The 24,133-nt window shown below is 69.9% G+C and carries 24 protein-coding genes and 1 pseudogene; 15 read left to right on the top strand and 10 right to left on the bottom strand.

The genetic code is table 11. The annotated features are described in order from the left end of the window. Positions 1-5: 5 nt before the first annotated feature. The 4 genes from ACLL9L_RS10295 to ACLL9L_RS10280 form a co-directional block, all read right to left on the bottom strand. Positions 6-899 (bottom strand): ABC transporter permease, encoded by an 894-nt coding sequence (locus ACLL9L_RS10295; RefSeq protein ID WP_411284558.1) that lies wholly within the window; start codon positions 897-899, stop codon positions 6-8. Further along, on the bottom strand, positions 896-1,852 hold the full coding sequence (locus ACLL9L_RS10290) for an ABC transporter permease (protein ID WP_411284557.1): 957 nt from the start codon (positions 1,850-1,852) through the stop codon (positions 896-898). Before ACLL9L_RS10290 ends, ACLL9L_RS10295 begins: the two co-directional genes overlap by 4 nt. Before the next feature lie 5 nt (positions 1,853-1,857). Further along, positions 1,858-3,540: an ABC transporter substrate-binding protein gene (locus ACLL9L_RS10285; protein WP_411284556.1), complete on the bottom strand. Its 1,683-nt coding sequence runs from the start codon at positions 3,538-3,540 to the stop codon at positions 1,858-1,860. A gap of 120 nt (positions 3,541-3,660) precedes the next feature. Further along, positions 3,661-4,419, bottom strand: coding sequence for an NmrA family NAD(P)-binding protein (locus tag ACLL9L_RS10280; protein ID WP_411284570.1), 759 nt, complete (start codon positions 4,417-4,419; stop codon positions 3,661-3,663). A 99-nt stretch (positions 4,420-4,518) separates the two neighbouring features. On the opposite strand from ACLL9L_RS10280, the gene ACLL9L_RS10275 reads away from it, so the two are divergent. The 10 genes from ACLL9L_RS10275 (at position 4,519) to ACLL9L_RS10230 (ending at position 15,018) form a co-directional block, all read left to right on the top strand. Then, a complete protein-coding gene (locus ACLL9L_RS10275; protein WP_411284572.1) occupies positions 4,519-4,758 on the top strand; it encodes a hypothetical protein in 240 nt (79 codons plus the stop codon). A gap of 408 nt (positions 4,759-5,166) precedes the next feature. Further along, entirely contained in the window at positions 5,167-6,231 is a 1,065-nt protein-coding gene (locus tag ACLL9L_RS10270; protein ID WP_411284555.1) for a class I SAM-dependent methyltransferase, read from the top strand. 93 nt (positions 6,232-6,324) lie between these two features. Further along, the gene (locus tag ACLL9L_RS10265; protein ID WP_411284554.1) at positions 6,325-7,065 is read left to right on the top strand and encodes a GntR family transcriptional regulator; all 741 of its coding nucleotides are present in this window, start codon (positions 6,325-6,327) and stop codon (positions 7,063-7,065) included. A 245-nt stretch (positions 7,066-7,310) separates the two neighbouring features. Continuing rightward, entirely contained in the window at positions 7,311-8,315 is a 1,005-nt protein-coding gene (locus ACLL9L_RS10260; protein ID WP_411284553.1) for a Gfo/Idh/MocA family oxidoreductase, read from the top strand. Next, a complete protein-coding gene (iolC, locus tag ACLL9L_RS10255; RefSeq protein WP_411284552.1) occupies positions 8,312-9,289 on the top strand; it encodes a 5-dehydro-2-deoxygluconokinase in 978 nt (325 codons plus the stop codon). Before ACLL9L_RS10260 ends, iolC begins: the two co-directional genes overlap by 4 nt. Continuing rightward, positions 9,289-10,194, top strand: coding sequence for a deoxyribose-phosphate aldolase (locus tag ACLL9L_RS10250; protein ID WP_411284551.1), 906 nt, complete (start codon positions 9,289-9,291; stop codon positions 10,192-10,194). Before iolC ends, ACLL9L_RS10250 begins: the two co-directional genes overlap by 1 nt. After that, on the top strand, positions 10,191-11,111 hold the full coding sequence (iolB, locus tag ACLL9L_RS10245; protein ID WP_411284550.1) for a 5-deoxy-glucuronate isomerase: 921 nt from the start codon (positions 10,191-10,193) through the stop codon (positions 11,109-11,111). The genes ACLL9L_RS10250 and iolB overlap by 4 nt, the downstream gene beginning before the upstream one ends. Continuing rightward, entirely contained in the window at positions 11,108-13,060 is a 1,953-nt protein-coding gene (gene iolD, locus ACLL9L_RS10240; protein ID WP_411284549.1) for a 3D-(3,5/4)-trihydroxycyclohexane-1,2-dione acylhydrolase (decyclizing), read from the top strand. Before iolB ends, iolD begins: the two co-directional genes overlap by 4 nt. Then, on the top strand, positions 13,057-13,953 hold the full coding sequence (locus tag ACLL9L_RS10235) for a TIM barrel protein (RefSeq protein WP_411284548.1): 897 nt from the start codon (positions 13,057-13,059) through the stop codon (positions 13,951-13,953). The genes iolD and ACLL9L_RS10235 overlap by 4 nt, the downstream gene beginning before the upstream one ends. 45 nt (positions 13,954-13,998) lie before the next feature. Further along, a complete protein-coding gene (locus ACLL9L_RS10230; protein WP_411284547.1) occupies positions 13,999-15,018 on the top strand; it encodes a Gfo/Idh/MocA family protein in 1,020 nt (339 codons plus the stop codon). Between the two features lie 120 nt (positions 15,019-15,138). Here the strand turns inward: ACLL9L_RS10230 and ACLL9L_RS10225 are convergent, their stop codons facing one another. Beyond that, positions 15,139-16,002, bottom strand: a complete 864-nt coding sequence (locus ACLL9L_RS10225) for a TetR/AcrR family transcriptional regulator (protein ID WP_411284546.1) — start codon at positions 16,000-16,002, stop codon at positions 15,139-15,141. A 108-nt stretch (positions 16,003-16,110) separates the two neighbouring features. On the opposite strand from ACLL9L_RS10225, the gene ACLL9L_RS10220 reads away from it, so the two are divergent. The 3 genes from ACLL9L_RS10220 (at position 16,111) to ACLL9L_RS10210 (ending at position 20,446) form a co-directional block, all read left to right on the top strand. Then, complete coding sequence (locus ACLL9L_RS10220; RefSeq protein WP_411284545.1) at positions 16,111-17,163, top strand: NAD(P)-dependent alcohol dehydrogenase; 1,053 nt, start codon at positions 16,111-16,113, stop codon at positions 17,161-17,163. 1,397 nt (positions 17,164-18,560) lie between these two features. After that, complete coding sequence (locus tag ACLL9L_RS10215; protein WP_411284544.1) at positions 18,561-18,935, top strand: hypothetical protein; 375 nt, start codon at positions 18,561-18,563, stop codon at positions 18,933-18,935. A gap of 278 nt (positions 18,936-19,213) precedes the next feature. Next, entirely contained in the window at positions 19,214-20,446 is a 1,233-nt protein-coding gene (locus ACLL9L_RS10210) for an IS110 family transposase (protein ID WP_411284543.1), read from the top strand. Between the two features lie 155 nt (positions 20,447-20,601). Here ACLL9L_RS10210 and ACLL9L_RS10205 read toward each other — a convergent pair whose 3' ends face one another. After that, entirely contained in the window at positions 20,602-20,748 is a 147-nt protein-coding gene (locus ACLL9L_RS10205) for a hypothetical protein (RefSeq protein WP_411284542.1), read from the bottom strand. A gap of 177 nt (positions 20,749-20,925) precedes the next feature. Then, the gene (locus ACLL9L_RS10200; RefSeq protein ID WP_411284541.1) at positions 20,926-21,252 is read right to left on the bottom strand and encodes an SRPBCC family protein; all 327 of its coding nucleotides are present in this window, start codon (positions 21,250-21,252) and stop codon (positions 20,926-20,928) included. A gap of 88 nt (positions 21,253-21,340) precedes the next feature. Here ACLL9L_RS10200 and ACLL9L_RS10195 point away from each other — a divergent pair, with 88 nt between their 5' ends. Together ACLL9L_RS10195 and ACLL9L_RS10190 are read left to right on the top strand one after the other, a co-directional pair. Further along, a complete protein-coding gene (locus ACLL9L_RS10195) occupies positions 21,341-21,778 on the top strand; it encodes a hypothetical protein (RefSeq protein WP_411284540.1) in 438 nt (145 codons plus the stop codon). After that, positions 21,775-22,662: a halocarboxylic acid dehydrogenase DehI family protein gene (locus ACLL9L_RS10190; RefSeq protein ID WP_411284539.1), complete on the top strand. Its 888-nt coding sequence runs from the start codon at positions 21,775-21,777 to the stop codon at positions 22,660-22,662. Before ACLL9L_RS10195 ends, ACLL9L_RS10190 begins: the two co-directional genes overlap by 4 nt. 129 nt (positions 22,663-22,791) lie before the next feature. On the opposite strand, the gene ACLL9L_RS10185 is transcribed toward ACLL9L_RS10190, so the two are convergent. The 3 genes and pseudogenes from ACLL9L_RS10185 to ACLL9L_RS10175 all read right to left on the bottom strand — a co-directional run. Beyond that, a complete protein-coding gene (locus ACLL9L_RS10185; RefSeq protein WP_411284538.1) occupies positions 22,792-23,073 on the bottom strand; it encodes a hypothetical protein in 282 nt (93 codons plus the stop codon). Continuing rightward, positions 23,045-23,344: a nitrate/nitrite transporter NrtS gene (gene nrtS / locus ACLL9L_RS10180; protein WP_411284537.1), complete on the bottom strand. Its 300-nt coding sequence runs from the start codon at positions 23,342-23,344 to the stop codon at positions 23,045-23,047. The genes ACLL9L_RS10185 and nrtS overlap by 29 nt, the downstream gene beginning before the upstream one ends. A 476-nt stretch (positions 23,345-23,820) precedes the next feature. After that, positions 23,821-24,133, bottom strand: a pseudogene (locus ACLL9L_RS10175) (hypothetical protein); the annotation flags it as partial.

The following is a 24,133-nucleotide window of genomic DNA, read 5'->3' as shown; positions in this document are numbered from 1 at the left end:
CGTCGTCACTGGCGGCTCGCTTTCGGGTCGAGGGCGTCACGGAGACTGTCGCCGAAGACGTTGAAGGCCAGCGCCAGCAGCATGATCGTCAGTCCCGGCAGGACCGCCGCCCATGGTGCGCGGACGGCGAACTGCTGGGCACTGGCGAGCATCGTGCCGAGGCTCGGGTCCGGGGGCTGGATGCCCAGGCCGAGGAACGACAAGACCGCCTCACCGAGGATCGCCGAGGGGATGGCGACGGTGGCCTGGACGAGGATCACCGAGACGGCATTGGGGAGCACATGACGGGAGAGGACCCACAGGTCGCTCGCGCCGTCGACGATCGCCGCGGCGACGAAGTCAAGGGACTTCAGCCGCAAGGTGTCCGATCGGACGATCCGGATCACTCCGGGGATCTGGGCAATGCCGATGGCGACGGCGGCGTTGGTGAGGCTGGCGCCGCGGATGGCGGCCAGGCCCACCGCGAGGATGAGGAAGGGGAAGGCGAGCAGCAGGTCGGTGAAGCGGGAGATCAGCGCGTCGGCCGGCCGGAAGTAGCCCGCTGCCAGGCCGAGCGGCACCCCGATGAGCAGGGCCGTGAGGACCGCCAGCGCACCGACCTCGAGGGACGCGCGCATGCCGAGCATGATGCGGGACAGCACGTCGCGACCGAGGTCGTCCGAACCGAGCAGGTGGCCAGGGGTGCCGGGCGGCGACAACGTGTGGGCGAAGTCGGTCTGCTCCGGCGCGTAGGGCGCGATCCAGGGTGCCAGGAGGGCGATGACGACAGCGACGGCGAGCAGCGCGAAGCTGAGCACCGCGAGCGGCGAGTGGGTGAGCCGACGGACCACGAGGCGCAGCCGCGACGTGGCCTGCCCGTCGGACACCGGTGCGGTGGCGAGCGCGGAGTCGACACTCATGCCGCGTCCCCCCCGACCCGGACGCGTGGGTCGATGAGGGAGTAGAGCAGGTCGACCGCGAAGTTGATGCCGATGTATGCCGCGGCTGTTACCAGGGTGACGCCCTGCAGGACCGGGTAGTCGCGCTGGAACACGGCGTCGATGGTCATCTTGCCAAATCCTGGGAGGCCGAAGATCTGTTCCGTCACCACGGCTCCGGAGATGAGGCCGCCGAGCTGCAGCCCGACAACGGTCACCACGACGAGGAGGCTGTTGCGCAGGGCGTGCCGTCCGATGACCGTCCTCGGCGGCAGGCCCTTCGCCCGGGCCGTCCGGACGAAGTCGGCGGAGAGGTTGTCGAGCATGGCGGACCTCGTCTGGCGCATGATGATCGCGGCGAGCCCGGTGCCGAGGATCACTGACGGCAGCACGAGATGGTGGAGGTTGGCCACCGGGTCCTCCAGCAGCGGGACGAACCCGGAGGCGGGGAAGAGGCCGGTGGCGACGGCCAGATACAGGATGGCGATGAGTCCGAGCCAGAAGTGCGGCACCGACAGCCCCAGCAGGGCAAACGCGTTGGCCGCCCACTCGGACGGCCGTCCGCGCCGGACCGCAGCCAGAACGCCCGTTCCGACACCGAGGACAGTGGCGATCACGATGGCCAGGACGGCCAGCTCGATGGTCACCGGCAGGGCCGTCTCGAGCATCGAGCGCACCGTTGCCCCGGTCCGGATCGAGATACCCAGGTCGCCCTCGACCGCATGGGAGATGAAGCGCCAGAACTGGACGAGCAGCGACTGGTCGAGGCCGTACTCGCTGCGGATGGCCGCGAGCGCCTCCGGTGTCCGGTCCTCGCCGGCGAGAGCGAGGGCCGGGTCACCGGGGAGGGCACGGACCCCGAGGAAGACCACCACGGTGGCGAGGAAGAGTGTCAGGAGCGAGTGCCAGGCCCGTTCGATCAGGTAGTGCCGCACCGCGCCTACTTGGCGAAGCCGGCGAACGCGACCCTGATGACGCCGTCGGGGAAGACCTGCACGCCCTTGAGCTTGGTGCTGACACCGGTGAGGTTGCGCTGGCGGTAGAGGTAGATGAGGGGATCGTCCTGGTGCAGCGCGGTGGTGACCTTGCCGTAGAGGTCGCGGCGCTGCGAGACGTCCTGGCTCTGACGAGCCTGGGTCAGCAGCTGATCGACCTGGGGGTTGTTGTAGCCCGCAACGTTCTGGCTGCCGCCGGTGCCAACGAAGTTCGTGATGTTGGCGTCCGGGTCGACCCGGCCGGACCAGCCGAGGGCCAGCAGCGAGAAGTCACCGCGGTCCTGCTGGTCGAGCAGCGCGGCATACTCCACCGGCTTGATCTTGAGGTCGAAGCCGCCGTCCTTGACCATCGACTGCAGCGCCTGGGCATAGCGGAGGCTGTCGGGGTTGTTCGAGATGGACATCTCGATGGGGAACGGGACCGTGACGCCCGCCGCCTGCAGCTGCTGCTTGGCCTTGGCGGGGTCGTGCGGGGCGCAGGCCTGGGCCGCGGGTGACGAGAACTCGCTCTGGGGAGAGATCGGCGAACAGGCCACGGTGTTGAGGTCGTTGAAGATGACCCTGACGAGACCCGCCCGGTCGATGGACAGCTCGAAGGCCTGGCGGATCGCGGCGCTCTTGCCCTGCGGGTTGTCGACGGGCTTCGCGGGCTTGCCCACCCCGTCCACGTTGCCCACGTTGAACGTGAGGCCCTGGTATCCGAGGGACTGCGACTGGAGGACCGTGAGCGTGGCGTCCTTGGCGAGGGTCGGCACATCCTGGGTCGAGAGGGAGTCGGCCACCTGGGCGTCGCCCGAGCGCAGGTTGGCGGAGCGGATGTTGGCGTCGGTGATGATGCGATAGGAGATGCCGGCGAGGTGCACCTTGGCCGCGTCGTAGTAGTTCGGGTCCTTGACGAGGTCGATCGAGTTCTGTGGCACCCGCTTGGCGAACTTGAAGGGCCCCACGCAGACGGGGTTGTTGGCAAAGTCCTTGCCCGCAGCGGCCGCGGCGGTGGGGCTGACGATCATCCCGGCCCGGTCGGCGAGCGCCGCCGTGAGCGGCGCGAACGGCGTGCTCAGGTGCACCACCACCGTTTTCGCATCGGGGGCGTCCACACTAGTGACGGGACCGAGCTCGCTCTTGCGTCCGGACGCCGCCGTGGTCAGGTTACGCTCGAAGGTGGCCTTGACGGCCGCCGCGTCGAATGCGGTCCCGTCGGCGAACTTGACGCCGTCCCGCACCGGGATGGTGACGGTCTTGCCGTCGCCCGAGGCGGTCGGCAGGGCGGTGGCCAGTTGCGGGACGATCTTGGCCGACGAGTCGACGTCGTAGAGCTTCTCGCACATCGCGTGGAAGACGTAGCGCGAGTAGAGGCTGCGCGACAGCGTCGGGTCCAGCTTGTCCGGCTCGGCAGACAACGCCATGACCAGCGTCCCGCCGTCCGTGACCTCACTCGCCGTCGCTGCCGTCCCGAAGGAGTCGGCGCCAGTGCCCGCGCCCCCTCCGGATCCGGTGGTCTGACCGTTGCCGGCGGGGGTGATGGAGGAACAGCCTGCCGCCGCGAGCGTGACGACGAGCGCCCCGGCAAGCGTCTGGCCGACGCCGTGGCGCCGCGAACGAAGGTGATGGGCGAATCCGGCGGGCATGGGCGCTCCCTGGCAGAGGTGGAACGGGCAGAGGTGAACGGGGCGGTAAACGGTAGACTGTATACACTGGTGGAGATTTCCCCCGACGACAAGACCTGGCGCCCAATTTCTCGCCGCCGATCACTCGGCGGGCGGCCAACCACTCAGCTGGGCGTAGGGCGCTACGAGGAACTCCTGCAGCGACAGCGGCTGCCGTCCGGTGACGCGGCGCATGTCGGTGCTCACCGTCGACAGCTCGCCGGAGGCGATCGCGGTGTAGGTCGAGACCCGGGCGTCGTTCTGCCAGCTCGGGGCTCCCCACCGGCGCCTGGACGCATAGGCCTCGGCCACGCTCTCGTCGTGGAAGACGACGCTCCGCTCGCCCGCCTCGGAGAGGAGGCGGGCGATCTCGTCCATGCTCAGGGCCTCGGGACCGGTGACGTCATAGGTCACGTCCCGGTGGGCCGCAGGGTCCGCCATGACCCTCGTGGCGACGCGGGCGATGTCGGCGGGGGTGACGATCGCGACGCGGCCATCCGCCGCCGGACCCCGGATGACACCGTCGTCTCCGACGAGCGCCGCCATGACGTCGGGAGCGGCGCCGAGGAACGAGGTGTAGACGATGTGTCCCACCCCCGCTGCTGCAGCGGCGTCGATGAAGTCCCGGTGTTCGTCGAGGAGCTCCGCACTCTCCGAGGCCGAGACCATGAAGAGGGTCTTGACGCCCTCAAGGGCTACGTCGGCCCCCGACCGGTCGGCGTAGGCGCACGGGAGGAGCACCGCCCCGGCGAGGTGTGGCGCCCGGGCGACCGAACGCACGAGGAGACGCAACGGCATACCTCCGGCCTGGAGGGCCCCTGCCACCGCAGCGCCCAGCGCACCCGTGGCCCCGGGGTGTATCAGCCGCTCGGCGCGGACCGTCCTTGGGGAGTGACCGGCACCTGTGCGATCGATTCCGTCGCCGAGCGCGCGCCGGCCCGATGGAGGAGAGGGAGGCCCATGTTGGACATGACAGCCTGCCCTGAGTGCGGCGAGGTGGCCGAGGTGCAGTGGCGCGCCGTTCTTGAGAGCACCGACGGTCCCGTCGACCACGCAAAGATCCTGTGCGTGCGCAGACACTGGTTCCTCCTGCCCGTCGCCAAGCTCGCCACCGCGCCGATGCACCGAGGCGTCGAGGCTCCCCTGCCGGCCGGGGATCGACAGGGGTGGCCCGGAGGACGCCTCGGGACGGGGGCCTGATGCTGATCCTCCTTGGGGTCGATGAGATGGACGCGGGCCCACATCGGCCCGGTGGCCGACAACTCCGCGGCGGGGTATGCCGTGCAGCTCGCCCGAGCCGACGACGACGAGGCCCTGCTCGAGTTCCGTCGTGGTCCGCTGGGCCCCGACCTGGTGGCTGCCGGGGCGCCGTTCGCCCGGGCGGGGACGTGTCCTTCGTGCGCACTATGCGCTGCCCACCCAGGTGGGCAGCGCGTAATGCCCTGCCCACGGTGGTGGGCACGGCGCCCCTCCCTCGACGGCCGCGCAGCCCCCCCGGCGGCTAGGGTGGGGGATTGGCTCTGCGCGTCGATGGTGCCGCCAGCACACTGGGACACTGCGCGCACTGCGCGCACGGCTCGGGTCGACTGCAGGAAGAGGGAGTTCCACATGAGCACCCAGCACCCGACGACGACGGTCAGCCCCTCTCCGCCGGAGCAGGCAGGGGTGCTGCTCAGTCACGTCGCCGGCTACATCGGGCACCGCACGATCGCGATGGGACTGCGCGCCGGGATCATTGCCGCCCTTGCCGAGGTGCACACGGGGCTGTCCGCCGCGGACCTGGCCGGACGGCTCGACTACGACGCCTTCTACGTGTCCGTGTGGTGCCGCAGTGCCCTGGCGGCCGGAGTGCTGCGGCGCGTCGGCGACGGCTTCGAGCTCGCCCCGCACATGGCAACCCTGCTGCTCGACGCCGGCGGACCCGGGTTCGTGGGCGGCCTGTTCCCGCTGGTCCAGCAACCGGAGATGTTCGACTACTTCGAGCAACGGCTCGGCTCTGGGGAACGGACCTGGTGGGACACGACCAGCCCGGACTGGATCACCGGCGTCGCCGCGACCGGCCGCCCCTTCTACAGCCGGCTGGTGCCCGGCGGGCTCGCACAGGTCCCCGGGCTGAGCGAACGGCTGCGAGACGGGTGCCGGGTGGTCGATACCGCATGCGGGTCCGGTCTGGGCCTGCTCGCACTCGCCGATCACTACCCTGCAGCCAGTCTGGTCGGCATCGACGGCGACGCCCGCTCGGTCGAGTCCGCAAGGGAGAAGGTCGAGCAGGCCGGAGTCGCGGGCCGGGTCTCGGTGCTGTGCAGCCCGTTGGAGGAGATGCGAATTGACGAGCGGGCAACCGTCGTGATCAACAACATCTCGATGCACGAGTGCCGTGACATCGACGCCGTCACCCGCCGGGTCAAGGACATGCTGGAGCCTGGCGGCTGGTTCGTGATCTCGGACTTCCCCTTCCCCGACGACGACGAGACCCTCCGCTCCGTGCCCGGCCGTATCATGAGCGGCATTCAGTTCTTCGAGGCTCAGATCGGCGATCAGCTGTTGCCGCGCACGGCCTACGACGATCTGCTCACCCGGCACGGTTTCGAAGGGCTGGGGCACTTCCAGCTCACCCCCGTGCACGCAGTCACCTACGGCCGCACGCCGGCGGCAGCGGCTCGCGAGACGTAGATGTCAGGAGTGACAGGCACCTAGAGGGACCGCTCCCACCGATTGTGCTGACATCGTGAGTTCACATTGTCGCCAGTTCGCTATCCTTCGTGCATGACCTCCCAGCTCGTCGACCTGCGCATCGATCGCAGTTCGCCGGTCCCCCTCTACCACCAGCTCGCCGAGCAGTTCCGCGCCGCCATCACGGACGGGCGGCTCGAGCCCGGAGATTCGTTCGAGAACGAGCTGGCACTGTGCCAGCGCATCCAGCTTTCCCGGCCGACCGTGCGGCGTGCCATCCAGGAGATGGTCGACCAGGGCCTGCTCGTGCGGCGTCGTGGAGTCGGGACGACGGTGGCAAACCGCAAGGTCCACCGCAAGTTCGAGCTGTCCAGCCTCTTCGACGACCTCAGCCGCGCGGGGCGCGCACCCCGCACGAGGGTGCTGGACCTCGAGATCGTCCAGGAGCCGCGAGCGGCAGCCGCCCTCGACCTCCACGAGGAGGCCGAGCTGCTGTCGATCGTCCGGCTGAGACTCGTCGCGGACAAACCCCTGGCCCTGCTGCGGAACTGGCTCCCACCGGCATACTTCGACCTCACCCGGGAGGAGCTCGAGACCACCGGCCTCTACGACGCGTTACGCACGCGCGGCGCGAAGCCCGTGGTCGCGCGGCAGAGCATCGGAGCCCGGATGCCGACGGCCGTCGAACGTCGCCACCTCAACCTGCGCGGCAGTCAGCCGGTCCTGACCATGACGCGGATGGCCTTTGACGTGGCCGGCAATGCCGTGGAGTTCGGGGACCACAGCTACCGGGCAGAGGACTACGCACTCGACATGGTCGTCGACGAGCGCTGACGAGCAGTCCATGACTGCGTCACCCCGGCCACCGGCGAACCCCAGCGACTCCTGGGCGAGGATTCCCGGCTGGAAGACCTCGCGTCGGGAGTCGCGGGGGTGGTCGCACTGCCATCCACGTTTTTAACATTAGATTGTCCTGACATTTGTTTGACACGATGCCGCAAACCGGCCACGATCGAGGTCGACAGGACGGCGTTGCCCAGTCCGCCCCACCCGGACCCGGGTCTCTCAGAGGAGCGCGTATGCGAATCGGACTTGCCGGTGTTGGTCGGATCGGCGCATTCCACGCCGAGACCCTCAGGGGACTCGACGGGGTGGACGACCTCGTGGTCACCGACCTGGACACCGAGGCGGCCCGAGCCCTCGCCAACCGGCTGGAGGTCGGTTTCGCCGCCTCGCCTGCCGAGCTCCTCGACTCCGGTGTGGACGGCTTCGTCATCGCCACGGCGACCCCGGGCCACGCCCCCCTGCTCCGGCAAGGAGTCAGGCGCGGCGTCCCCACCTTCTGCGAGAAGCCCGTCGCCGCGTCGCTTGACGAGACCATGGAGCTCTGCAAGGCCGCCGCGGCCACGGACGTGCCGGTCCACGTGGGCTTCCAGCGACGGTTCGACCGCGGGTACCAGCGCGTCGCGCAGGCCGTTGCGGACGGGGAGCTCGGTTTCGTCCACACCCTCCGGGTCAACACCCACGATCAGGCCCCGCCGCATGCCGCCTACATTGCCACCAGCGGCGGCCTCTTCCGCGACTGCTCGATCCATGACTTCGACATCATCAGGTACGTCACCGGCCGCGAGGTCGTCACGATCTACGCTACGGGGGCCAACAAGGGGGCCCCGTTCTTCTCCGAGGCGGGCGACGTGGACACCGCCGCGGGCGTGCTGACGCTCGACGACGGCACGCTGGTGACGCTCTCCGCTACGCGGTACAACGGGGCCGGCCACGACGTGCGCATGGAGGTCGCCGGCAGTGCAGGCACCATCGGGGTCGGCTACGACCGCTCGCTCGCCGTGACGTCCGCCGAGGACCGAGCCGACTCCCCGAGCGGCCCCCGGCACCAGTCGTTCATGGAGCGGTTCCTGCCGGCCTACCGGGCCGAGCTGACCGCGTTCGTTGACGTCGCCCGCGGGCTCCGCCCGTCGCCGTGCACCGTCGACGACGCCCTCCAGGCCTTTCGGGTCGCGGAGGCCTGTGAGCTGTCCCGTCACGAGGGCCGGGTCGTCCGCCTCGACGAGGTGCCGTCCCTGTGAGCGCCACGACGGCCCCCTACGACCTGCTCACCATCGGGCGGACCGGCGTCGACATCTACCCGCTCGACCACGGCGTCGGCCTCGAGGACGTCAGGACGTTCGAGAAGTTCCTCGGGGGCAGCGCCACCAACGTCGCCGTCGCAGCAGCCCGGCACGGCCGCAGGACCGCGATCATCACGCGCACCGGGCGCGATCCCTTCGGCACTTTCGTGGCCCGCGAGCTGCGGCGCCTCGGGGTCGACGACGTGTTCGTCGAGCCGGTCGACGGGCCCCCGACGCCGGTGACCTTCTGCGAGATCTTCCCGCCGGACAGCTTTCCGCTCTACTTCTACCGTTACCCCACCGCCCCGGACCTGCTCATCGACCCGGACACGCTCCCGCTCGACGCGATCCGGGACGCAAGGGTCTACTGGTCCACGGTCACCGGCCTGTCGCAGGAGCCCAGCCGGGCCGCGCACTACCGGGCCTGGGAGGCCCGTGGCCGTCGACGCCACACCGTCCTCGACCTCGACTGGCGCCCGATGTTCTGGGCCGACGTCGAGGAGGGCCGCGCCCAGGCCAGTGCGGCCGTCGAGCAGGTGACGATCGCGGTGGGCAACCGCGAGGAGTGCGAGGTGGCGGTCGGCGAGAGCGACCCGCAACGGGCCGCTGACGCCCTGCTCGAGCGGGGGGTCGAGCTGGCCATCGTCAAGCAGGGCCCCAAGGGTGTCCTCGCGGCCACGGCTCACGAGCGCGTGGAGGTGCCAGCCTTCCCGATCCAGGTGGTCAACGGGCTCGGTGCGGGCGACGCCTTCGGCGGGGCTCTGGTGCACGGCCTGCTCCACGAATGGCCGCTGCAGCGCATCCTGGAGTTCGCCAACGTCGCGGGCGCGATCGTCGCCTCGCGGCTCGAGTGCTCAACCGCCATGCCCAGCGTGGCCGAGGTGCAGGCCAGCCTCGCGGCAGGCTACGTCGTCGACAGCAAGGAGACGTGATGTCCGTGGAGATCGCCGACCGGGAGGCCGCCATCCTGGAGCTGACGGAGATCCGGGCTCGCGAGCCGCGCCGGATCGCCGAGGCGTGGACCGCCCGGCGCCGCCGTGAGCTCCTCGGCGAGGACGGCCGCCTGCTGCTCGTTGCGGCAGACCACCCCGCCCGGGGGGCGCTGGGCGTGCGAGGCGACGCCACGGCGATGGCGAGCCGCACCGACCTCCTCATCCGGCTGCGGACGGCGCTGTCCCGGCCCGGGGTCGACGGCGTGCTCGGGACCCCCGACATCCTCGACGACCTCCTCCTCCTCGGGGCCCTGGAAGGGAAGGTCGCCATCGGTTCGATGAACCGGGGCGGGTTGCAGGGAGCCAGCTTCGAGCTCGACGACCGCTTCACGGCATACCGGGCCGAGGACGTGGCCGCCTGCGGCCTCGAGGGGGGCAAGATGCTCACCCGGATCTGCCTCGACGACCCGGGAAGCGCCGCCACGCTCCAGGCCAGCGCCGAGGCGATCTCCGCCCTGGCCGGCCTTGGCGTCATGGCGATGGTCGAGCCCTTCCTGTCCGTGCGGCGGGAGGGCCGGGTCGTCAACCTGCTCGACCCCGACTCGACGATCACGTCGGTCGCCATCGCCTCGGCCCTCGGGGCGACGAGCGCCCACACGTGGCTCAAGCTGCCCGTCGTGGACGACCTGCCCCGGGTCATGGACAGCACGACGCTGCCCACCCTGCTCCTTGGCGGCGACCCCCAGGGTGAGCCCGACGACACCTACGCCTCCTGGGGTCGGGCCCTCGAGTTGCCGGCCGTGCGCGGGCTCGTCGTCGGCCGGGCGCTGCTCTACCCGCCCGGTGGCGACGTCGCCGCCGCCGTCGACATCGCCGCCGAGCTCGTCCACGGAGCCTCTCGATGAGCTCACGCTGGGTGCTCCCGCACGGATCGGCCGGCCTCGACGAGTGGGACGTCGTCGTCGACGACCACCGGGACGGATGGCAGCACACGGGACTGTATGCCGGGTTGCTGCGGTCCGGGGACCGGCGCACCCTCGAGGTGGGAGCCCGCGAGATCATCGTCGTGCCGCTGAGCGGCGCGGTCGGCGTGCACTGCGTCGACGCCGCCGGCGCGGCCCACGACGTGTTGCTGGCCGGCCGGGCGTCGGTGTTCGCCGGCCCGACCGACCTCGCCTACGTCCCCCGCGGCTCCCGGCTGACCCTTTCGGCCACCGCCGACGCCCGGGTCGCACTCGCCGTCGCCTTCCTGCCCGAGATCGTGACCCCGGCTGGTGCCCCCTTCCGGCACGTGAGCGCCGACGAGGTGCCGGTGGAGCTGCGCGGGGCAGGCACCGCCTCCCGCGAGGTGCGCAACTGCGGGACTCCCGCCGTCCTCGACGCGGAGGCGATCATCGTCTGCGAGGTCGTGACGCCGTCCGGAAACTGGAGCTCCTACCCCCCGCACAAGCACGACGAGCATCGCGAAGGCGCCGAGTCGGTGCTGGAGGAGATCTACTACTTCCAGGTCCAGCCGGGGGCCGGGCACCCTGCTCCGGGGACCGCGGACCCGATCGGATACCAACGGGTCTACGCCAGTGGAGACCGCGAGATCGATGTGCTCGCCGAGGTGCGCAGCGGAGACGTCGTCCTGGTCCCCCACGGGTGGCACGGCCCGTCGATGGCGGCTCCCGGCTACGACCTCTACTACCTCAACGTCATGGCCGGCCCGGGACCCGAACGGGCCTGGCTCATCTGTGACGACCCCGCCCATGGCTGGGTGCGCGAGACGTGGGCGACGCAGACCGTCGACCCCAGACTGCCCATGGGAGGCACCCGATGACCGAGCAGAGCCAGCGCACCGTCCGGCTGACGGTGGCCCAGGCAGTGGTGAGCTTCCTCACCCAGCAGTGGAGCGAGCGTGATGGCGAGCGTCACAAGCTCTTCGCCGGCTGCTTCGGGATCTTCGGCCACGGCAACGTCGCCGGCATCGGGCAGGCCCTGCTGCAGAACGAGCTGCTCGCCGAGGGTGACGACCGGCTGCCCTACGTGCTGGCGCGCAACGAGCAGGCGATGGTGCACGCTGCGGTGGCCTACGCCCGGCAGAAGGACCGGCTGCAGACATGGGCGTGCACCGCCTCGGTGGGGCCCGGCTCGACCAACATGCTCACCGGCGCCGCCCTCGCCACCATCAACCGGATTCCCGTGCTCCTCCTACCGTCCGGCACCTTCGCGACGCGGGTGTCCAGCCCCGTGCTCCAGGAGCTCGAACAGCCATATGCCGCAGACGTCACCGTCAACGACGCGTTCCGGCCGCTCTCGCGCTTCTTCGACCGGGTCAGCCGCCCGGAGCAGCTGCCGGCGGCGCTTCTCGGCGCGATGCGGGTCCTCACCGACCCCGTGGAGACGGGCGCCGCGACGATCTGCCTGCCCCAGGACGTGCAGGCCGAGGCGCACGACTGGCCCGTCGAGCTGTTCGCCCCGCGCGTGTGGCGGGTGCCCCGCCCGCCAGCGGAGCAGGTGGGCATCGAGGACGCCGCCGCCCTCATCCGGACCGCCCGGCGACCCCTGGTCGTGGCCGGCGGTGGGGTGCACTACTCCGGCGCCGAGGAGGCACTGCGCCTGCTGTGCGAGCAGACCGGCATACCGGTCGGGGAGAGCCAGGCGGGGAAGGGGTCACTCCCCCACGGACATCCGCAGGAGATGGGAGCCATCGGTGCGACCGGCACCACCGCCGCCAATGCGCTCGCCGCGCAGGCCGACGTGGTCATCGGCATCGGGACCCGGTGGAGCGACTTCACCACCGCGTCGCGGACCGCGTTCCAAGGCGAGGACGTGCGCTTTGTCAACATCAACATCGCCCGCTTCGACGCCGGCAAGCACGCGGGCCTCGCGGTCGTCGCAGACGCCCGGCACGCACTCACCGCCCTGTCCGCAGCACTCGAGGACTATGGCGTCGAGCCCGGCTACAGAGCACGGCAGGCCAGCCTCTGGCAGGAGTGGGACGAACGCGTCGAGGCCTCCTACCATCCGCCCAGCGAGGTGACCGACCGGCTGGCCGAGGGTCTGCTTACCCAGGGCGAGGTGCTCGGCGCGGTCAACGAGCTGTCCGACCCGCGGGACGTCGTCGTCTGCGCGGCCGGTTCGATGCCGGGCGACCTCCACAAGCTGTGGCGGGTCCGCGACCGCAAGGCCTATCACGTCGAGTACGGCTACTCGTGTATGGGCTATGAGGTGCCGGCGTCGCTGGGGATCCGGCTCGCCGACCCCGACCGGGACGTGTTCGCCATGGTCGGCGACGGCGGCTACCTGATGATGCCGACCGAGCTGGTCACGGCCGTCCAGGAGGGCATCAAGGTCATCGTCGTCCTCGTCCAGAACCACGGGTTCCACTCGATCGGCTCCCTGTCGGAGTCGCTGGGCTCCCAGCGGTTCGGGACCAGCTACCGGTTTCGCGGCGCCGAGAGCGGCCGCCTCGACGGTGCCGTGATCCCGGTCGACCTCGCGGCCAACGCCCGCAGCCTGGGCGCGCACGTGATCGAGGTGCACTCGCGTGCTGAGCTGGCGCAGGCCATCAAGGACGCCAAGGCGGCGCCCGCTCGCGGCGGCCCCGTCGTCATCCACGTCGAGACCGACCCCCTCGTCCACACCCCGGACAGCGACGCGTGGTGGGACGTCCCCGTCAGCGCCATCTCCGAGCTGGACAGCACCCAGGACTCCTACCGCGACTACCTCGCCCACAAAGTCACCCAACGCCCCCTGATCGACCCCGCCGAAAGGATCAAGACATGACCAGGCCCGCTCTCATCGGCAGCGCCCCCGACAGCTGGGGGGTCTGGTACGCCGACGACCCGAAGCAGACGCCGTGGCGACGTTTCCTCGACGAGGTGGCCGCAGCGGGATACACGCGCATCGAGCTGGGCCCCTACGGCTACCTCCCGTCGGACCCCGTGCAGCTGCGCGACGAGCTCGGCCAGCGGGGGTTGAGCGTCACCGCGGGCACGATCTTCGAGCACCTGCACCGCGCCGACTCGTGGGACTCGACATGGCGGGGCGTCTCGGCCGTCGCCGAGCTGACCGCCGCCATGGGCGCGGAGCACGTCGTCGTCATCCCCGACTTCTGGCGCCACCCCGAAACCGGTGAGGTGCTGGAGGCGTCGGCTCTCACCGAGCAGGAGTGGCCGGTCTACGCCGCGCAGATCAACCGGCTGGCGACGGCAATCCGGGACGACTACGGCCTGCAGATCCAGTTCCACCCGCACGCCGACAGTCACGTCGACACCCACGAGCACGTCGAACGCTTCCTCGTCGAGACCGACCCCGACCTCGTGACCCTGTGCCTGGACACCGGACACATCTCATACTGCGGCGGGGACAACCTGCGCCTCATCAACGACCACCCGCAGCGGATCGGCTACGTCCACCTCAAGCAGGTGGACCCGGCCATCCTCGAGAAGGTCAGGGCGGAGGGCATCGGCTTCGGTGAGGCCGTTCGGCTCGGCGCGATGTGCGAGCCACCCCTCGGCATACCCGACATGCGGCCGATCCTCCAGGCCCTCGCTGGCCTCGACGTGGAGCTGTTCGCCATCGTCGAGCAGGACCTGTACCCCTGCCCACCCGACCAGCCCCTTCCCATCGCGACCCGGACCCTGAGCTACCTGCAGTCCTGCGGCCCGCTTCGCTGACCACCCCACCCAAACCCAGAGCTGAGATCCACAAGGAGCATGACCGTGACGAATGACCTGCGCGTCGGAGTGATCGGCGTCGGCATGATGGGCGCCGACCACGCCCACCGGATCGTCGACCGGGTCTCGGGCGCCACGCTGGTGGCCGTGTCCGACCCCGACACGGCACGGGCGTCGACGCTGGCGGGCCAGTTCAACGGGGTCCGGTTGATCGCTGACCCCCTGGACCTCATCGCCGACGAGGGAGTCGACGCCGTCATCATCGCCTCCCCCGGGTTCGTCCATGAGGAGCAGCTCCTCGCGTGCATCGAGCACGGCAAGCACGCCCTGTGCGAGAAGCCCCTCACCATGGACACCGAGTCCTCCCTACGGGTGGTCGAGGCCGAGGCCACAAGCGGCCGCCCGCTGATCCAGGTCGGCTTCATGCGACGGTTCGACCCCGAGTACGCCGCGATGAAGGCGCTCCTCGACTCGAGATCCCTGGGCCGGACGCTCGTCGTCCACAACATCCACCGCAACAAGACCGTCCCCGACTCGTTCCGCTCGGAGATGATCGTGCGCGACTCGCTCGTGCACGAGGTCGACGTGTGCCGCTGGCTCTTCGGCGAAGAGGTCGCCTCGATCCAGGTCCTCGCCCCGACACCGACCGGCCTGGCAGGTGAGGGGGTCCTCGACCCGCAGATCGCCCTGTTCACCATGGCCGGAGGCGGCATTGTCACGAACGAGGTGTTCGTCAACTGCCAGATCGGCTACGAGGTCCGCTGCGAGGCCGTGGCCGAGAGGGGCAACGCCACCATCGGTTTGGGACAGGGCGTGTTCGTGCGCCGAGACAACCACTACGGCGGAGCGATCCCCGACGACTTCCGGGATCGCTTCGGGCGGGCCTACGACCTGGAGGTCCAGGCATGGGCCGATGCGAGCCGGCGCGGCGAGGTCGTCGGGCCCACGAGCTGGGACGGCTACGCCGCGACCGCGGTGTGCACCGCCGGCATGGAGTCCCTCCTGTCCGGCAAGGCCGTTCCTGTGGAGCTCGCCAACCGTCCCGACCCGGGGTGCCGGGCCTGAAGCTCGCCCTCGATCCGTACATGTTCCGGGAGGTGCCCCTCATGGAACTCCCGGCACTGGTCGCGAAACTGGGCTACGAGTGGATCGAGCTGTCGCCCCGAGAGGACTTCACGCCGTTCTTCACTCATCCGAAGGTGGACGACGCCACGGTGCAGCAGTTCCGGAAGGCCTTGCAGGCGGCCGGCGGCGGAGCCCCGGCGGGGTCTCGTTTCCACAGAGCGGCAGAGCGGGCGCTGGGAGCGAGCTAAGCGGCATACGGACGACGTCGGATGCCGCTCGCCTCGTCGCGTGTGCGCGTTTCGGGGCGGTGCGGCGGGCGGTTGCTCGATCCGCGAGGCTGTCGAGGACCAGGTTGAGCCCGAACTCGAACTCGGCGCCGAAGTCGTAGCCGGGCTTCATGACGTGCTCGCTCGAGAACTGGAGCAGGTGGGGATATGCGCCGGTGGAGAACCTCTGCATCATCGCCTCGGCAACGTCGGCCACGGTCTCCGGGCCGTTGAAGGGCAGTGAGGCCTCTGACAGCGCGAACCCGTAGACGTAGCTGTCGATCAGCGCGTACGCGTGGGCGGTCATCTCCACCGAGAAGCCCGCGCCACGCAGGCAGCCGATGACCGCGTCGAGGTGGCGCAGCGTCGCCGGGCCGGGCGCGGTCCGCGACTGCAGGAGCGGGATCGCCCAGGGGTGGCGCCTCAGCACGAGACGGACCGAAACGGACCGCCGGTGCATCTGCGTGCGCCAGTCCCCGTCGGGTGAGGGGATGTCCATCTCGCCGAAGACGAGATCGACGATGCCGTCGATGATCTCGTCCTTGTTGGCGACGTAATGATAGATCGACATCGGCCCGACGCCGACCGTCTGCGCGAGCGAGCGGATCGTCAGCGAGTCGAGGCCCCCCGCATCGGCCACGACCATCGCGCCGTCCAGCACCCGGTCGCGGCTGAGCGGTTCGCGCCTCGGGGTGACGACCTGGACTGATCTCACCATCTGTTCGTCACCTTCGCCTCGGAGCCATAGCCAGTTCGTACATTGTACGATACCGTGTTCGTACTAAGTACGGCGAGAGCGGCTCGCCAAGTGAGAGGGGAAGCGTTCATGGGAACCCAGGGTCAGGGCAACGGCATCGGCATCGGCATCGGCCGTGACACCAGCAGGCCGGCCGAGGTCACGATGCATGCGGTCGTGCAGGACAGGTACGGATCAGCCGATGTCCTGCGCCTCGCCCGGATCGACAGACCCGAGGTCGGCGACCGCGACGTGCTCCTGCAGGTGAGCGCGGCCGGTCTCGACCGCGGCACGTGGCACCTGATGACGGGCCGGCCGCTCCTGCTACGCCTCGCTCTGGGGATCCGCGGGCCGAGGCAGCCGGTCCTTGGGCACGACGTCGCCGGCACAGTAGTGGCGGTCGGCCAGGCGGTGACGCGGTTCGCTGCCGGTGACGAGGTGTACGGCTTCGGCCAGGGCTCCTTCGCCGAGTACGCCGTGGCCCGCGAGGACAAGCTGGCGCGCAAACCGGCCAACGCGGCGTGGGCGCAGGCGGCGGTCGTCCCGGTGTCCGGCGCAACCGCCCTGCAGGCACTCGACGTTGGCCGGCTCGAGTCGGGACAGAAGGTGCTGGTCACGGGTGCGTCCGGGGGTGTCGGATCGTATGCCGTCCAGCTGGCCAAGGCGTTCGGCGCCGACGTCACCGGCGTCTGCAGCACCGCCAAGCTCGACCTGGTCCGCGCACTGGGTGCCGACCACGTCGTCGACTACACGTGCGACGACTTCGCAGATGGCGCCCACCGCTACGACCTGATCATCGACATCGCGGGGCGAGCGACACTGTCGCGGCTGCGTCGTGCCCTCACGCCCACCGGGACCGCCGTGCTCGTCGGCGGCGAGGACGGTGGTGAGCTGACCGGAGGCATGAACCGACAGCTGCGTGCCCTGGCCCTCTCGTCGGTGGTGCAGCAGCGGCTGACCATGCTCGTCTGCACGGTGCGTGGCAATGACCTCGAACGGCTCACCGACCTCATCGAAGCCGGCCAGGTCGTCCCGAGCATCGACCGGACCTACCCGCTCGCCGAGGTGCCCGACGCCATCCGCCACCTCGAGTCCGGTCGGGCCCGCGGGAAGGTCGCCATCATCGTGCGACCCACCGGATGATCACGGTCGAGGCAGACAACATGACGCACGGCGGCCTCACGCTCCTCGGCCTCCGCTGAGTCGGGAGTCCTCGAGGCGCCCGGGCGCGGCCGCGAAGTGTGGCTTGCAGTCGATTGGCGGGGGCCGCGGGCGGGAGACTCCTGCCACCCCCTCAACACGCTCACAGTCGCGGCCGCCTCGATGGCTGACGAAGGATCGATCACCTTCTTGCCGGGCGCGACCACCAACCGGTCACCAGTCGGCGGTGCTCCCATATGTTTCCGTCTCCAGGCGCCGTTCGGCGGCGTCACCATCGGCAGCCAGATGGGTGAGTCAGCCCCACCAGGCGACGACGGCACGGTGCGCATCGTTCCCGGAGTGACCGCCGACCGGTCCGCCATTGGAACCGGGACCTCGGTGCGAGCAGCTCGATGGCCCTGCACGTCGCGGTGCGGCGTGCAGCCGACGTCCATCTGGATGATCTGGCCGGGCCCGAGCACCTTGTGCAGGTGCAGTGTGCGGTCGGCGATCTCGTTGGGACTGACGACAAACCCATCCCGTCGCGGTCGTAGGCGGAGGCACGTGCAGAGCGGCGCGGTGGGGCTGGGCTCCGCCATGCCCTCGTCGAACATGGAGCGGAGGTCAATCGCCGACGAGACCGACATGGGCTACGAGTACTCGAGGTGAGGTTTACGCCTCGTTGGCGTTCGGCTTGACGACGAGCGCAGCGGCAAGAGGGTCACTGCCTCCGCCCAACGAGCGTGTCGTCAATCGTGTCCGGAGGGGGACTTGCCCGGTAGGTACACACGTCTTCCAGATCGACCTCACGTGACCGGGCCAGTTCGAGATGTACTACGACATCTGACGACAGGGTTTCACTGACCTGCCCACCCTCGGCCAGACGCCGCCTGACCTGCAGGAACGTTCCTCAACGTTTCTCACGGTCCGGCGGCGTTTCGCGCTGATGTGTGCCATCAGAGTGACATGGTTGCACTCACAAACCGACTATGTTCTAACAAATAGGCTCGCATCCAACGACCGCACCCAGCTTGTTTCTCGGCCCCGAACACGCTGACCGCCCGGGCGACCTCGCGACATCCGACAAGGCGGCCGGGAGCAGCGGTGACGCCATCTCCGTGCGGCATCAGTGTGGCCACCGACTCGAGCGCCGCTGCATCGGCGGCGGGACCTGGTCGTCGGACGGCAGGATGTGGATCCCCCGTTGTGGTGAACATTCGTGATCGCCCGGTCGGGCGACGACGAACTCGACCTGACCGTGGATAAGCACGACGGAGCGCCGAATCGAGCTCGGAGACGTCCTGGCCGATGTGCTGCTCCTCTGTGTGGTGGTCGTCGATGACCCAGGTACTGCCTCACACGCGGCTTCCTGCCACCCATCTGCACTGAGGACCCGAACGATGAGCGCTGACCCCAGACCCACCCTCGCCGTCACCCTGGCCCGGTCCGCCGCCGCCGAGACCGGCTACGGCACCTACGTCACCACCGCCGCCGACCGCGCCGCCCGCTGCCACCGCGTCGCGATCGAAGGCCACTGGGCCACCAACTGCGCTTCTACGCCGGACCCACCTGCCTGGCCATCGACGAACCGGGCTGCCTGCCGTTGCCCGCCGAGGCCGCCTCCGCCCATCTTCCAAGTCGTCTCCCAGCGCTACCTCAACACCTCGAAAATCCTGACCAGCAACCGCGGCGTGGGCTATGCATGGACCCCCGCTCAAACCATGCAGCAGCTACTGTTCAACCCTAAAGCGCCCATCGTTGCGACGACCGCCTGAATCCGCCATCCGCTTGTGATGCACAGTACTGAGGCTGCGGTCTTTAGCGGCTGTTAGACGCTTGTCGGTAGGACCGGTGTCCGGCCAGACTCGGTTCAGGTGCTCGGCGGGGTGCTCTTCTCGCGGCTGCCCATCAGCGTGATCGGTGTGGCTCACTTTCGGTTTGCGTTCCCGCCGGGTGCCGTGACGAGGTGTGGCTCCAGAGGGGACTGCCCTGCTCTCAACAGCAATGCCCGCCTCGTAATCACTACAGGTCCACGATCAGGCGAGGTGGCGGCATGGCGAAGGTGTTCATCGGGGTCGATCCCCACAAGCTGTCGGCGACGATCGAGGTCGTTGACGAGCGAGAGAAGCTCTTGGCCACGGGCCGGTTCTCCACGGACAAGGCCGGGTATGGCGCGATGCGCAAGCACGTGCGGGCCTGGCCGGAGCGGGTCTGGGCGGTCGAGGGCAGCAACGGCGCCGGCCGGACGCTGGCGCAGCGGCTGCTGGCCGACGGTGAGTCCGTGGTGGACGTGCCGGCCAAGCTCAGCGCCCGGGCGCGGTTGTTCGACACCGGCCTGGGCCGCAAGACCGACGCCCACGACGCGCACGCGGTCGCGGCGGTCGCGGTCCGCCCCGAAGGGCTACGCGTGTTGTCCTACGACGTGCAGCTCGAGGCGTTGCGGATGCTCGCCGACCGCCGGGAGGAGCTGACCCGGGCACGGATCCAAACGGTCAACCGGCTGCAACGGCTGCTGTCCGAGCTGATCCCGGGGAAGGGGAAGAAGGATCTGACCGCCTTGCAGGCCAAGGCAATCCTTGCCTCGGTGCGGCCCCGGGACCTCGCGGGCAAGACCCGCCGCCGGCTCGCGGTCGAGCAACTGGCCGAGCTGATCGCGGTCGACAAGAAGATCAAGACGCTGACCAAGGAGCTCAAGGCGATGGTCCTGGCCTCCGGCTCGAGGCTGATGGATCTGCGCGGTGTCGGGCCGGTCGTGGCCGCCCGGACGCTGGCCGACGTCGGGGACATCGCCCGGTTCGCTGACCGGCACCGGTTCGCGTCCTGGACGGGCACCGCCCCGATCGATGCTTCGTCCGGTGAGATCGTCCGGCACCGGCTCTCGCGGGCCGGGAACCGGCGGATGAACCACATGATCCACATCCCCGCCGCCACCCAGATCCGCCTCGACACCCCCGGCCGGGCCTACTACCGGCGCAAGATCGCTGCCGGCAAGACCCGAGCTGAGGCCAGGCGCTGCCTCAAACGCAGGATCTCTGACGCCCTCTACCGCGAGGCTGGTCGCCGACGCACAACGCGCGGCCGACGCGCCGCTCGGGGCGGGTCGGGGAGGGCACTGCGGGGCGTCTCTGATATCCAGCGCGGTCGACCTGCCCCCGCACATCGACACTTCGGATCAGCCACTTCCCGGACCCGCACCCATGACGCTACCGGCCACCACGGCCCCTGCGAAGCCCCGTCCGGGGCCGGCTCCCGCGCACACTCCAAAGAGCTGATCCCGACCCCTTGACAACAGAGGGGCACCGGAAGGACGCGGGGTGTGGAGCGCGCGCATCACATCCGAGGTGGCACGCTCTCGCGCGAAATTTGCGGCGGATAGAGGCCTTGGGCGCCCCCCGTCCAGGACACCCAGCGAGCGCCGGGCGCCGGGCGCGTCGCGCGGGTTCACAGCAGGGCGTTCTCGATAGTGGTTGCGACGAAGCCGGTGTAGCGGCGCGGCGACCACCCACGCCGTACGACGAGGAGGTCGTACATCTCCTGCGACGACACGGCGAATAGGACGTCGGTGGCCTGCCCGGGGGCCCGCGGCAACGCCCCTTTGTGCTCGTGCGAAGACGTTTCTGTGGAACACGGGGGACACCCGGCGGGTGACATGGGGCGGCGGGGCGCCGTTGGCTGAGCGACTCACAGTGCTGTTTGAGGTCCTGGATGCCGTCCTCGACGGCTGGGCCCAAGGGGTCGGCGAGCTCGTCGGGGGTGACCTCGGTGCTAGACTATCCGGCAGGAACTGCCCTGCTCGAGAACGTCGACCGTGCCCAAGTGCGACTGAGCCGACACCCCGCCGCCGACGATGCGGTACTGAAAGAGGCGCAGATCGGCGTCATTGGTGACGATCTTCTCCTCGAGCGGGACACCACCCTTGAGGATGCAGTGCCGATCCTCACCGGAGGCGGACGAGGTCTCTACCATCGGGAACCAGGTCGAGATGCTGCCGGCGTCGCTAACCACCGCCCACACCTCGTCGGCGGGCCGGTTGATGGTGATGTGCTGCGCCGGGTGGCCATGCTGAATCTCCTTCGAATGGTGGTCGGTCAAACAGGGTCATGGGCGGGGGGAGCGCGAGACGTCCAGTGACGACTGCCACCCGGTCATCACGGACGACGTCGGCCGGAGTGAACCTGCCGTGGTGCCGTTCGAGCCGCGGCGCCCAGCCGGTGGTCAGTGCCACGGCATGCGCGCCGTGGCAGTCAAAGGCGTGCACCGCGACCAGCGCGACCTCGCCGGCGGGTCGGGCGACGCGCTCGAACCCATGCCGGTACACCTGCGGCGGTGGTTTCGACTTCCCGACCTCAGGGACGCTGAGCACCTCATCGACGAGCTATTGCAGGCCGGCGCGCCGCAGGAACGGCTCGGTGCTGTCGCGGGCGCCGTTGCTCAGGCACGCGACCCACACCCCGGCCTCGCCCACCGCCCGCAGGGCCGGCGTTTTCCGACTCTCAGCGAGGTCCTGCCGCGGCTTCTGGAGGCCGAGGCGTGTCCTGATCGCCTTACATCCACGGCGGCTGGCACGATCGGGTCCATGATCGAGCACAGCAGCGGCCCGCGAGGGCCCCGGCGATGAGCGGGCCGACGTTCCCGCAGGTCGAGTTCGACGACGCTCGCGGGCTTCTGCGCAGCAGCTACGAGGACATGCAAGCAGTGCTGCGGGTGCCGTGGGTGATGTTCGCCGCGCGGAGCCTGGCCGTCTTTGGCGGGTTCGTCCCGGCCGCCTGGCAGGCGGCGCGCACCTCCTTCGCCACCCGCTACGTCGAGCGGGCCGCCGACGAGCTGCGCACCATGGCGATCCTGCCCGGCGACGACCCACCCGATCCTCGGCCCCGGCTGTCCCGGCTGGGGTTCGGCGAGGCCGACCTCGCGCAGGTTCGAGCGGCCTTGCGGGCGCTGAACTACGGCAACGTCAAGTACCTGCTGCTGATCACCGCGTGGTGCGAGGGGATCCAGGGCCGTGCGTGCGGAGGGGCGGGCGCGCTGGTCTGGTCCGAGGCGGCGCCGCCGTCGGGCCCACCGGACGGGATGGCGGCCCTGCACCTGGTGGATCCCGGTGACACCACGCCCCAGGTGCGGGAGCTGCTCACCCGCGCCAGTGACATGCACCTGCACCACGGCCCGTCCAGCGACTTCCGGGTGCTGGCCAACTGGCCGGTCTTCCTGCAGGTCGCCCTAGACGATGTTTTGGGCCCGGTCGTGCGCAGCGCGCCATATGAGGCCACCGCGCTCGGGCTGCTCGGCCGGGCCCGCGAACACGTCCGAGGTCTGCCGGCCGCCGCGGGTCTGCACCCGGACGCAGCACTGGCCGTGTGCAGCGAGGCCGACGTAGCCGCGATCACCGGGCTGCTGTTTCTGTTCCAACGCTTCATCCTCGACGTCACCATCGACATGGTGCGCTGCGCCCAGGCCCTCGACGGCCGAGAGGAGGCCGTGGCGTCCCCGTTCCCGGTGCCGTAAGCCGCCGCTCACCACCGCTCTGACCGCACGCCGGCACGGTTGAGGCGCCGGCTTGCCAGGGAGGGGCTCGTGAAACCGCTCCGTCGGACACGACGGTCGGGCAGGGGCGGAGATACAGGGCGGTTCCCGTCAAGCGGCGCAGCACGAAAGCTGGGCGGGGCCGCGGCGGAACGAGAGCGCAACCAGCCGCAAGGCTTCGTTCATGGTCAAATACGGCGCCCAGGTGTCGGCGACCCGCTCGACGGTTATCCGCATCGTGATCGCCCATGTCGCGGCGAACATGATCTCCCCGGCGTCTTCCGCGACCGCCGACATTCCGAGCACCCGAGGAGTCCCGGCGTCGATCACTCGTTTGATCGCGCCGCCTTGCGCTCGGAGATCGTCATTGAGATCGACCTTGTCTGAGTTCACCCCCGTCCGGGGGGGACCGCCGCGCCGAGAGATACCCGAAGCTCGCGACCAGGAACGGCACCAGATAGTTGACCGCGATCCGGACCCAAACCCCCAGGCTCGCCGTCCCGGACAGCACGACGTCGCCCTGGTTGACCGCGGACAACACCGTCCCGACCACGGCAGCGACCGGGACCGCGGTCCGGGCCGTGGCGCCCCGCAGGAACAGCCGTACCGCCTGTGAGGGGTGCGACCACGTCACAGACCGGGCCTGCCCGCGTGCACTGTCCATGCGTCGGGAACCAACATTCGGGACTATCGATTCCACACCAGTTGCGCAGCGGGCGACTCATCACCGTCGCGTGCCGGCTGTCGATGCGGAGACCAGCCAGCTGACCGGGCCTGCGGTACCTGACGACCCGGACACATCCGTGGCCGCGTTCGCCCGCTGCGTCGAGCCCGAGGTCCCGTCCCCTACAGGGTGGCGCTGCTCAGGGCCAAGGCGGCGCAGCGCGCAGTTCCGCCGGGCGCGGTGCGGGCGGTTCGGCGCGCGCCCGGGTGCAGTTCCCGCCTGAGTTGTCTCAGCGTTGCGATCTCGACGATGCGTCAAGTCTGTGATGCGATGGAGGAGCGTGGTCTCCGCACCTCGTAGCCCTTCCATCAAGATGCTGGGAGTGTCCATGGCTCACGCTGAAGGACTGGCCGGGTATGCGTCCAGCCGGGTTTCCATCTGCTTCCGTGGGGAACGAGCTGTCTGTCTGGTCTGGTTCAGATGCGCGGTAACCGATCGACATGGGCGGAAGGGGCGTCATGCGCCGGTCCCGAGCCGGGTCGCGACACGAGAACGAGCACCATGGTCAGTCCCGACGCGGCGGCGGCTGCGGTGAGGGCCCAGGGGTAACCGACTCGCGGCGCCAGGAACGTGAGCAGGTAGGGCACCAGGAGCCCGGCGTAGGCGAGGCTGTAGAAGATCGAGACGACCGCGCCGAGCTCGTCGGGTGCTGCGGTTTCCTCGACCTCGCGCAGGCCCGTGCTCAGGCAGAGCCCGTACCCGGCGCCGAGCAGCGCGGCGGCAAGGGCG

The organism is Lapillicoccus sp., assembly GCF_046595215.1.
GTDB lineage: Bacteria > Actinomycetota > Actinomycetes > Actinomycetales > Dermatophilaceae > Lapillicoccus.
This window is presented reverse-complemented; position numbering and strand designations above follow the sequence as displayed.